At 39.4% G+C, this 10,142-nt stretch carries 10 protein-coding genes; 1 reads left to right on the top strand and 9 read right to left on the bottom strand.

Features of this window, described 5'->3' with window-relative positions; genetic code table 11:
• Positions 1-19 precede the first annotated feature (19 nt).
• Positions 20-1,612, bottom strand: coding sequence for a B12-binding domain-containing radical SAM protein (locus tag ACM0OR_RS05245; RefSeq protein ID WP_414575301.1), 1,593 nt, complete (start codon positions 1,610-1,612; stop codon positions 20-22).
• A 327-nt stretch (positions 1,613-1,939) separates the two neighbouring features.
• Positions 1,940-2,341 carry a fasciclin domain-containing protein gene (locus tag ACM0OR_RS05240; RefSeq protein WP_414575300.1) on the bottom strand — a complete coding sequence of 134 codons (402 nt, stop codon included), beginning with the start codon at positions 2,339-2,341 and terminating at the stop codon, positions 1,940-1,942.
• A 269-nt stretch (positions 2,342-2,610) separates the two neighbouring features.
• On the opposite strand from ACM0OR_RS05240, the gene ACM0OR_RS05235 reads away from it, so the two are divergent.
• Complete coding sequence (locus tag ACM0OR_RS05235) at positions 2,611-2,805, top strand: hypothetical protein (RefSeq protein WP_414575299.1); 195 nt, start codon at positions 2,611-2,613, stop codon at positions 2,803-2,805.
• On the opposite strand, the gene ACM0OR_RS05230 is transcribed toward ACM0OR_RS05235, so the two are convergent.
• From ACM0OR_RS05230 to ACM0OR_RS05200, 7 genes are all read right to left on the bottom strand, one after another.
• A complete protein-coding gene (locus ACM0OR_RS05230) occupies positions 2,784-3,089 on the bottom strand; it encodes a hypothetical protein (protein WP_414575298.1) in 306 nt (101 codons plus the stop codon). The genes ACM0OR_RS05235 and ACM0OR_RS05230 overlap by 22 nt on opposite strands.
• Positions 3,090-3,422: 333 nt before the next feature.
• On the bottom strand, positions 3,423-4,658 hold the full coding sequence (locus ACM0OR_RS05225) for a nucleotidyltransferase family protein (protein WP_414575297.1): 1,236 nt from the start codon (positions 4,656-4,658) through the stop codon (positions 3,423-3,425).
• 3 nt (positions 4,659-4,661) lie between these two features.
• The gene (locus tag ACM0OR_RS05220) at positions 4,662-6,479 is read right to left on the bottom strand and encodes an ABC transporter ATP-binding protein (protein WP_414575296.1); all 1,818 of its coding nucleotides are present in this window, start codon (positions 6,477-6,479) and stop codon (positions 4,662-4,664) included.
• Positions 6,480-6,482: 3 nt separating this feature from the next.
• Positions 6,483-6,926, bottom strand: a complete 444-nt coding sequence (locus ACM0OR_RS05215) for a lasso peptide biosynthesis B2 protein (protein ID WP_414575295.1) — start codon at positions 6,924-6,926, stop codon at positions 6,483-6,485.
• Positions 6,927-6,983: 57 nt separating this feature from the next.
• Positions 6,984-7,955, bottom strand: a complete 972-nt coding sequence (locus ACM0OR_RS05210) for an NAD-dependent epimerase/dehydratase family protein (RefSeq protein WP_414575292.1) — start codon at positions 7,953-7,955, stop codon at positions 6,984-6,986.
• A 4-nt stretch (positions 7,956-7,959) separates the two neighbouring features.
• Positions 7,960-8,862 carry a glycosyltransferase family 2 protein gene (locus ACM0OR_RS05205; protein WP_414575291.1) on the bottom strand — a complete coding sequence of 301 codons (903 nt, stop codon included), beginning with the start codon at positions 8,860-8,862 and terminating at the stop codon, positions 7,960-7,962.
• A gap of 50 nt (positions 8,863-8,912) precedes the next feature.
• Positions 8,913-9,926 (bottom strand): serine/threonine protein kinase, encoded by a 1,014-nt coding sequence (locus ACM0OR_RS05200; protein WP_414575290.1) that lies wholly within the window; start codon positions 9,924-9,926, stop codon positions 8,913-8,915.
• Positions 9,927-10,142: the final 216 nt, after the last annotated feature.

Below are 10,142 nucleotides of genomic sequence, written 5' to 3'. Positions count from 1 at the left end.
GACTCAAGCCCCAGTTTTGTCAACAAACTGGGGCTTGAGTTCTTCTTTCTGGCTCTGGTAACACAGGGACGTTAAGTGGATCGTAGCCTAATTGTTGAGTAATCCGTTCCCTAGCTAAAGTACGGTACTCCCAAAAATGTTCCCCCGCCGCGCACAGACCTAAATACATATTGAGAACTTGAGGCTTTTTGAGCAGAATTGTCCAGAGTTGTCGCCAAAACTGCCAGCGAATTTCAGGTCGGCGTAAGCCCTGAAGCCAGATAACCTGAGCCACAATCTGCAATCCCTTCCCTGGCGAAAATTGCATAGTTTGCTTGCGCTCAGGAGGTGAATTAATACTGAGACATTGCTGAAAACAGCGTCTGAGATAGTTACTAGGTTCATATAATGTCCAGAATCCTTCTGCATACTCCCGCGCAATTTCATGCAGGGGGCGGGTAGGGATAAAATTCATCAAGGAATTCTGATCTCCCACTTCAGTAACGCCAACACCTTCTACTAAACGCTGCTCTGTTTGCAGACGATTCCATAAAGCAGTGTTGGGCAAAGCTTGGAGGATACCCAACATCGGTTGAGGAATACTGGTTTGTTCCACAAAAGCTTGAATTCGTTCTCCTGCGCCTTGCCGTTCCCCGTCAAAACCGAGGATAAATCCGGCATAGATGAGCATACCTGCGTCATTGATCTTGCGGCAGGCTTCGATGAGTGGATTACGAGTATTTTGCAGTTTTTGTGTTATTTGCAAGCTATCTTGATCAGGGGTTTCAATGCCGAGAAAGACAGCATAAAAGCCTGCTTCATTCATCAGATGTAGGAGTTCATCGTCTTCTGCTAAATTCACAGAAGCTTCGGTGATAAAGGTAAATGGGTAGTTGTGCTGCTTCACCCAAGGAATCAATTCTTTGAGAAAGCGTTTGACGTTACGCTGATTGCCAATAAAGTTGTCATCAACAATGAAAAGTGAGCCTCGCCAACCTAAATCATAAAGATATTGTAATTCGGCTATGGTTTGGTGAGGCTCTTTGGTGCGTGATTTACGACCGTAGAGTGTAATAATATCGCAAAACTCGCAATTGAAGGGGCAACCGCGAGAAAATTGGATAGCCATCATTAAGTAGGCATCCCGTTGCAGCAGGTCAAAACGTGGCATCGGGCTTTGAGTGACATCAGGTTTTTCCACGGAACGAAAGATGCCTCGCTCTTTACCATCTTTGAGTGCTTCAAGAAACAATGGAACTGTCAACTCCCCTTCATCCAAAACCAGATAATGCGCTCCAGAGTTCAGGGCATCTTGGGGGATAGAGGTGGGATAAGGTCCACCGACGGCGACTTTTTTACCTAACCGCACCGCTTTTTGAATCAGGGCATGAAAATCTGGTTTCTGCACTAGCATTGCAGACAGGATAACGATGTCACACCACTGCCAATCAGCTTCTGTTTCCAGATTAACATTGCGATCGCAAAATCTAATTTCCCAGTCCTTCGGTAAAAGTGCTGCTACTGTAATGATTCCCAGGGGCGGTAAGACGGCTTTTAGTCCGGCAATTTTCATAAAGCGATCGTAAGACCAAAAAGACTGGGGAAATTGAGGGTAAATTAATAGTGCTTTCATGAAATCCTTTGTGTAATTTTAGTTGACTCTCTTAGGAGCAAATACAGTCAAAAAGTACACTTGAATTTGCTTACTAGTGCATCTCTCTCAGTCTTGGCAATATTTTATATAATTAGCATTTTGCTATATTATTCAACCTAGGTAAAAACCTGGCCGTTCATCACAAAGGTAAACTAATTAAAACAATAAATTTCTGAGAATACTTTCTAAGTAAATTATCATATGTAATAGACGAATATGTAAATATACCTTAGTAAATACATTTATGGGGCGGTGATTCTAGATCACCGCCCCATAAATAGTATTCTCTATTTTTTAAGTGGTTGCTTATGCAGGAATCAACACTGTGTCAATTACGTGAATAACACCGTTATCAGCAGCAACATCAGGTTTTGCCACAGTGGCATCATTTATTTTGACACCATTAGAAGCGTCAATTTTTACATCAGAACCCTCTACAGTAGTAGCTGACTTCATCTTAACTACATCAGCTGCTAAAACTTTACCTGAGACAACATGATAAGTTAGGATTTTCTTAAGTTTTGGAATATCCTTCAGTAAAGCATCTACTGTACCTTTTGGAAGTTTATTAAATGCCTCATCAGTAGGGGCAAAAACGGTGAATGGTCCAGCACCTTTGAGCGTATCAACTAACCCAGCAGCCTTAACCGCAGCAACTAAGGTGTTGAAAGAACCAGCGTTTACAGCAGTATCAACAATGTCAGCCATGAGTTTTTATTAACTTCATTAAGTTACACAAGCAATGTAAACTTTTTTAAAGTTTCTTGTATCTATCTTTAGGTATGGAATTAACCTCTCCCATTTTCTCGGTTGCCAAATATTTAGAAGCAGAGATTAAAAGCGAACTCCGTCAACGCTAACGATGACAGATATCTATGAGGATATTTTTTTATTTTAGCGATCGCTAAACCTGTGTAATTCATTTTGAGACTGATTCACTGATTCATTATAATATGGGCAGTTGATTTAAATGAGTGGTGAGCATTGGTAATGATGGCTATTATGCTTTGCGATCGCCTACGGCAGGCGGTTACGCCATCGCCTTTTCCCATCATTTCAATGCGCGATCGCCTAAATCGGCAATATTCAACAGCGAATGCCTATTACCACTACTTGATCGCGCTTATATCCAATCTAGTCAACTCAAAAATCATCTAATAAAATCTATATGAGCAGTTACAAGCATCTGTGCTTGCCTTAAAACGTTCCCAAATAAATATGCAGGAATCTGCCAAGCTGCAACTGTCCTTTCTTGAGTAATATCCTGTACGCTAATTGCAATTAATTCATGCTCTGGTGGTTCTCCTTCAATCGCACCAGACCAAGTAAAAGCTAACAAGAAATCATCGTATCCAGGTAAGGATGCAACCAAGCACTCCTCTGAGGCTGACTGGCAATTAATCCCGTATTCATTGGCAAGTGCTACTAATTTCTGGAAATTGTTGGAATTCATCATTGATATTTTGCGTTGTATCACACAGCAGTTACTATGAAATTTCCCAAATAGTGAGTGAGAATTTCAGTTTTTGCTTAAAGTTGAAATTTTTTACCAAAGTTTATCCAGAAATTTTACTACTAATTTCTAGTGTCATTAGCAATAATTGCTACCGTTCTATAAAAGCTTGAAGGGATACTTTTATTTCCTGACCACACACAAGGCTTTAAACTTCTCCTCAAGTATTAATTTTGCTTAATTACTTAGTATACATATTCATTAGGTTGCATTAAAACGCAGTGTAACGCAACACCATATTATATAAATAGGGATGAGTTCCTGAATAAATCTTCTTTAACCCGAACTGACGTTAGTTATGTATCTGCTTACCAATCGTATTGGTCGGATTAAGTAGTATAGGAAAGAAAAACTAGATGGCAATGCGAAAAATTCTCGGTCTGCTTGGCTAGTATCAGTGATTACTTTTCTGGTTATAAAACTCAAAAATTGCCACACCAGATAAATGCGATCTGGCATTCTACTGAGTGGACCATTTATCATCAGGTGCTGAAAAAAAAGTTTAATTATCAGTGGACTTTTAATTTTTGTGAAAAGATGTTTTTGCATCCGTACAGCATAAATTAAAATTGTTGGATCGATTTTCATCTGTTGTTGAATAGCCTGCTTTACTTGATCTGGCAAAGGGGTATTCAGGAGAGTGTTAACTATCAATAGACTAATAAAGAATGGTCTTTTAAGTTCTAGACTGTTTACTTTCTGCAATAATTGTTCCCAATCAAATCTCTGTTGAATACGCAATAATTCAGCTAAATCGCAAATCTGAGCCAAAGACTCTCTACCTTCATTAACTCCTCTGGCAACTTGTACAGCGAGGATGATTAACAAATCATCACAAGAGAATTTGATGATAGATTCACCTTTGAGGGTTAAAGGACTGCTTCGTTGCCACAAAGTTTCAAAATCAGGAAGTTTAAAAGGGAAGTAAGATAAGGGAGTCAGTTCACAGTGCAGATCCACCACTATTTCTGGTTTCTGGCTATGGACAAAAGTTTGTTGCCAACCATAGTAGTCAGCTTCTAGTTGATATTTCTGAGCAATCAATAATTCTTGAGCTTTGACTATATCCTGTTGTCTCACCAGAATATCTAGGTCGCTAAATTGTCTCATGGCTAAATTGCCATAAATAGAAATAGCTAAAACAAGACCTTTAAAAGGAATTGCCCGAATTTTGTGAGCTTCAAAAAGCTTAAGGATGTTAAGCAATTCGTGGCTCAAAAATAAGTTGCGACTAGCATTAGTGTGATAATGATTCTGAAGCTGAGTTAAAACTATTTTGGGAATAGCTTCTTTCCCAACTGTCTTGAGACTCTGGTACAGGAGTGGTATCGTCCCATGATGTGTTGCTATTTCCATGAGATATGTCCAGTCTATATTTTGCTGGAGTATGGTATTAATTCGCTCTGCTGTTTCGGGGTCTATATGAGTTCGGGTACAACACAGAAGTAGCTCGATTTCCGGACGGCTAACCTTTGTTGGCAATTGAGTAATAGGCTTGTTTAAGGTAATCATAAATTACTTATAGTGTTGGGCTTGGGTTTCAAACAAGTTTGCATAGCTACTGCCCAGATTTATCAGTTCTTCATGGGTGCCGCTTTCAATAATTGAACCGTTTGCCATCAGGTAGATACAGTCAGCCATTCTGACGGTTGATAAGCGATGGCTAATCAAAATAGCGGCTTGATTTTTAATCAGTTGGCGGAAATTCTGAAACACCTCTTCTTCGGCTTTAGGGTCTAAAGCACTAGTTGGTTCATCCAACACAATTAACTGTGAATCTCGCAAAAATGCCCTTGCCAAAGCGATTTTTTGCCACTGACCGATGCTCAATTCTTCCCCTTGTTCAAACAATTTACCGAGTATGGTGTCGTAACCTTGAGGTAGCTTACTGATGACATCATCAGCACCGGAACGACGAGCAGCAGCAATGATTTTGTCGTGAGTGAATGGCAGATTGATATTTGCCATCCTAATATTTTCTTTAGCAGTCAGATGATATTTTGTATAATCTTGAAAAATTACGCTAATTTGACTGCGGAGGGCAGCAATTTCAAATTGACGTAAATCTATGCCATCAATGGTAATACTACCAAGGGTAGGATCGTATAAGCGACACAAAAGTTTAATTAAAGTAGTCTTACCGGAGCCGTTTTCTCCTACTAACGCGACAACTTCTCCTGGGCGAATAGTCAGATTAATATCCTCAAGTGCCTGACGCTTCGTATTTGCATATTGAAAGCTGACATGATTAAACAAAATACCATTTTGCATTGGCATGGGAAAAGGTTTTGGATTTAACGGTTCTGTAACCTTTGGTTTCAAGTCTAGAAATTCATATAAGTTGGTGAGAAATAGGTTGTCTTCATATAAACCAGACAAACCACCCAAGAGACTTTTCAGGTCATTTTGTCCCCGTTGCAATGCTTGGTAATAAAGGACTAAATCACCAAAGCGGATAGTACCTTGCATAGTTTGATAAATAATAAAACCATAGGCAGCAAAAACTACAGTTGTCGCCGTTGCTTGAGCGCCAAGATTAGACACAGATTGTCTTTTGATCATAGCTATGTTTTCTTGGTATATTTGTCGGCGCAAACGCAAATACCACTGACTAAAGAAAGAACCCAAATCAAACAAGCGAATTTCTTTAGCGTGTTGCTCTGTAGTTAGTATCCGGCTCAAGTATCCTGCTTGGCGTTCCTGGGCTGTCTTTTGACGCTGCCAATGATACATAATGCCGGAGTATTTCACCCGCACCACCATCGCCGGAATCGCAGCAATAAATAAGATAACTCCTATTCCCCAATGCAATGACAGTAGCAACCCCAGCATCGCTATCAAAGAGATACTACTCAAACCTAACCATCCCAAACGATGTAATATTTGCCCCGGTCGAGAAGGAGCTTCTTTTTGCGCTCGCTGCAAGGCATCATAATAGTCAGAGTTCTCGTAATACTCCAGGTCTACCTCAATTGATTTAGCATGGAGGATGTTTTGCATATAGTCGGTGAGTCGCTGAGATTGGGCAGCATACACTAGTTCAGTCAGGGAAGAACATACGGTAGTCACTAGGGTGATAGCAGCAAAGAAGCCAAGCAAAAGTAATACTCGACTAAAGGCTGCTTCTTTGTCGGCAAGATTCACACTGGCGGCGACTGTATCTACAATGAGTTTGGTGAGGTAGAGAGAAAGTAAAGGTAATAAACCTTGAATCAATAAAAGTGCAACGAAAGCAATAGTCAAACGAGGACTACTGTTCCAAACTAAGCGCAACGCAGGCAGAATACGTAAGCTTTGCTGGATTTTATATCTTAAGGTTTTACCTGCTTTCATGTTTTAAATACACTCTTTTGTAAAAGATGCCATTTGGCTAAAATGAGAAAGGTCTGCAACTTTGCCAATTACAACCTGTCCCTGATTTTCTAACCAAGCATGAGCCTTTAACTCTCCTTCTTGACCTTTGGCAACACCAATGCAGAGATTAGATGTATAACCGTGGCGACTCATGAAAACCTGGCAAGTCAAGGCACGCGCCAGACACTTGACACCAGGCATATAATGACTGCTCACTTCAACAGCCCAGATTATTTTGTCAATAGAGATGTGGTATTTCCTTTGGCATTTAGGTTTGGTGTTACTTAGCCTCAATAGAAGTTGATGCAAGGTTTTAAATGACAGCAACCACAACCCTAATCTAACTAATGTCAATACAATAAAAGTGCTAATTAAAAGCTGTTTTTTTTGATAATCTAATTTGAAAAACTTAGATAAGTGCTTCATTTTTACTTAAATATTTGATGATTTTTTATTGGCAATGCAGTTTTCATTTTCTAAATCTTAAGCAGATAGAGTCAACCGTGGTTTTGAATAATTATCATTGTTGCTCAAAGATGATGCAATAAAAAAATTAATAGCCGACTCTGCTGACCACTGAGGATGAAAGTCTAAACATGAAGATATCCTGGAAATATCAGCTTGTGAATGCTGAATATCTCCTGCACGATTAGAAGAAAAATTAATCTCTGGTTGCCATTGCGGAAAATGATTTTTGAGAATATCAATCAACTGCACTAAAGAAGTAGATTTTCCAGTTCCTAAGTTACAAATTAAGGATGAACCAGGGGTAAGATTCGCTTTAAATGCTTGAGAAAAAGCCCTCACTACATCTTTAACATAAATAAAGTCTCTGGTTTGATTTCCATCGCCATAAATAGTAATTGGTAAGCCACTTTGCATAACATCAATAAATCGGGAAATTACGCCAGAGTAGCTGGAATCAGGAACTTGTCTATGGCCAAATACGTTAAAAATTCGTAAGCCAACAAATGAAAAACCTAGTTGTTTAGCAAACATACTAGCGTATTGTTCACTCGCAAGTTTTTGTAAGCCGTAGGGTGACATAGGAGAGGTTTTTTGCTCTTCTGAAATTGGTAATTGAGTGAGATTGCCGTATACAGATGCGGAACTAGCAAATACTAACTTCGGAATAGTTAAAGCTTGGCAAAGTTGAATCACAGCTAGGGTTGCCGAAAGATTATTGTGATGAGCCTCTAAGGGACGACACAAAGATTCTGTCACCGATGAAATAGCTGCTAAATGGGCGATTCCATCAACTTTCTCTGTAAAATCTTCTGGTTGACATATTAAAATATCTTTTTGGAGAAACCTAAGATGACAATGTTTGGGTAAGTTCTCTAAACGTCCAGTAGTCAAATTATCAACTACAGTGACACGATGACCTTCTGATAACAATTGTTCTGTAAGATGAGAGCCAATAAATCCGGCTCCGCCAGTGACAATAAAATGCATGATCTTAAATTTGCTCAGTATATACAGATAATCGCAACTTTTCATATCTAGCGGTTTCACCCCGCATTTCTCGATAGCGATGCAAAACTCTACGTGCTTGCTCTATTTGATGATTTTGAATATGTAAATTGGCAAGTTCGAGGTAGATATTGTAAAAGTAAGAATCGAGAAAATTCATAGGAAATTTTAGCAATTCTGGATTGCGATCGATGACTTTTTCCTTAGCACGCAGGTGGCTAGTGAACATCTGCTCTTTATCTTGAGAAAGATTATTTGGCGATCGCCGATAACGTGCTAAGGGTTGATTTAGAAAGTAAATCGGGAATTTTTCAATCACGCGCAGCCATAAATCGTAATCTTCACAACATCTCAGAGTTTCATCAAACAAACCCACTTTATCTAAACAGTCTCGACGCACAACAACCGTTAGGACTGGAATGTAGTTGTATCTAAAAAGAGTCCATAATACCTGAAGATTAGGAGTAGGAAACGTTGTATTGTACGAACCTGAAAACAAACCCCGTTGATCAGAAAAAAAGAGTGAATCTGAATAGATCAAACCAATGCGTGGATTGGCTTCCAACACGGAAATCTGTTTTTCTAACTTCTGAAGTTCCCAGAGATCATCATCATCTAAAAAGGCGATATACTTCCCTCTAGCAGAGCGAATTCCAGCATTGCGAGCGGCAGATAATCCTTGATTGGCTTGATGAATAGCGGTAATGTGATGATAGTCGCTAAATTGAGCCAGGACTTGGGGAGTATTGTCCTGAGAACCATCGTTGATGACAATAATTTCGTAGTCTTTGTAGGTTTGTGCCAAAACGCTGTTAATTGCCTGACTGACAAGATGGCCACGCTGGTGAGTAGGAATAATAACACTTACGGTTGGCTCAAAAACTTGCATATTTAAAAATTTGCTTAAAATATAGGCAGATATTCAAATTACTGGTGTTGCTAAACCAAAGTATGAATCAGGCGTAAGTTTTCTAAAATAACATCATAAATTTGCCCCAAACTCCCCAAATTATCAGGAAGTAATAACTCCCGAACAGGAACAGTCTTTGCCAATTGACCTAATTCTTGAAACTCCTGTTTACACTGTTGAGAAGTGAGGAAAGCACGCCCATAGGAATTGAACATTAGATGCTTCATTGCTTCAGGCAGAGAAAGAGAATTAATTATAGGCACTGTAAGGTTTGAGTCACGTTCTCCTAATATGTACACAGCAATTAATGGCAAAGCTTGGGATTGAAACTGCCACTGTTCTCTATCTTTTATTTGCAAATCTATAAAGCGTTTATCTAGATTTGTTGATACTAGTGATAACTCTTCTATTGAGCCGTGAATGGCATTTACAGAATTAGGCCACAGGCGTAGACGAGGATAAGCAGACTGTACCCAAAACCTTTTTTCATCAGGAATAAGTGCAGCAATATCATCTGCCAATACGGAGAATCCACGGCTAGCCAACGCTGCTGCTGTGGTTGATTTACCTGCGCCTGATTGCCCTAAAATGGCGATCGCACTACCATCTGCCGCAACCACGCTGGCATGAAGACAAGTTACTCCCCGCAGCCGTAACAGATGACCAAGTACACAACCCAGCAGCAAAGATACCGCATCTGTAAATAGTGCATCTCTAGACCAAAAACCCCAAACTTGACTACCATCAGGATTTAAGATGAATTCCAAGCAATCAACCCCATCAAAAGACCTTATCCTCCAGTAAATGCCGTCATCTTGGTGCGTTGTCCACAGGTGAAAGCCTATTTTTTGATACCACTCAAGCGGCACATTCCAAAAAGCTTGTTCGAGTAACGGCAGTTGACTTAGTTGTTCACCAATTAGGTTAATAGCCACATCTATTGATGTAGAGCTATTGACAGTAGCTAACCCTGGAAGCAGTCGATTAACAGATAGGTTGAGTCCATAAAATTGATAACAATAATTATCGCCTATAATCAACATTTACGTCTATATCTACATTGGTATTGATAAGAAATTTTGCACAAAATTATCTTGTCAGTCTTCATAGGAAAAGAGTTTCATACTCTGCTATCACTACATATTTATTACTACAAAAAAAGGAAGTAGGAAAGCTTTTTAAGCTATATTTTTAGGCGATTTTATTTACCTAATAAATTCTTTCCTAACTGCCTAATAACTTTTACTTCCTATCATCTA

The sequence above is a fragment of the Anabaena sp. CCY 9402-a genome, from assembly GCF_963920945.1.
Lineage (GTDB): Bacteria > Cyanobacteriota > Cyanobacteriia > Cyanobacteriales > Nostocaceae > Trichormus > Trichormus minutissimus.
Note: the sequence above shows the minus strand (reverse complement) of the source record. Positions and strands in the feature narration are given on the sequence as shown.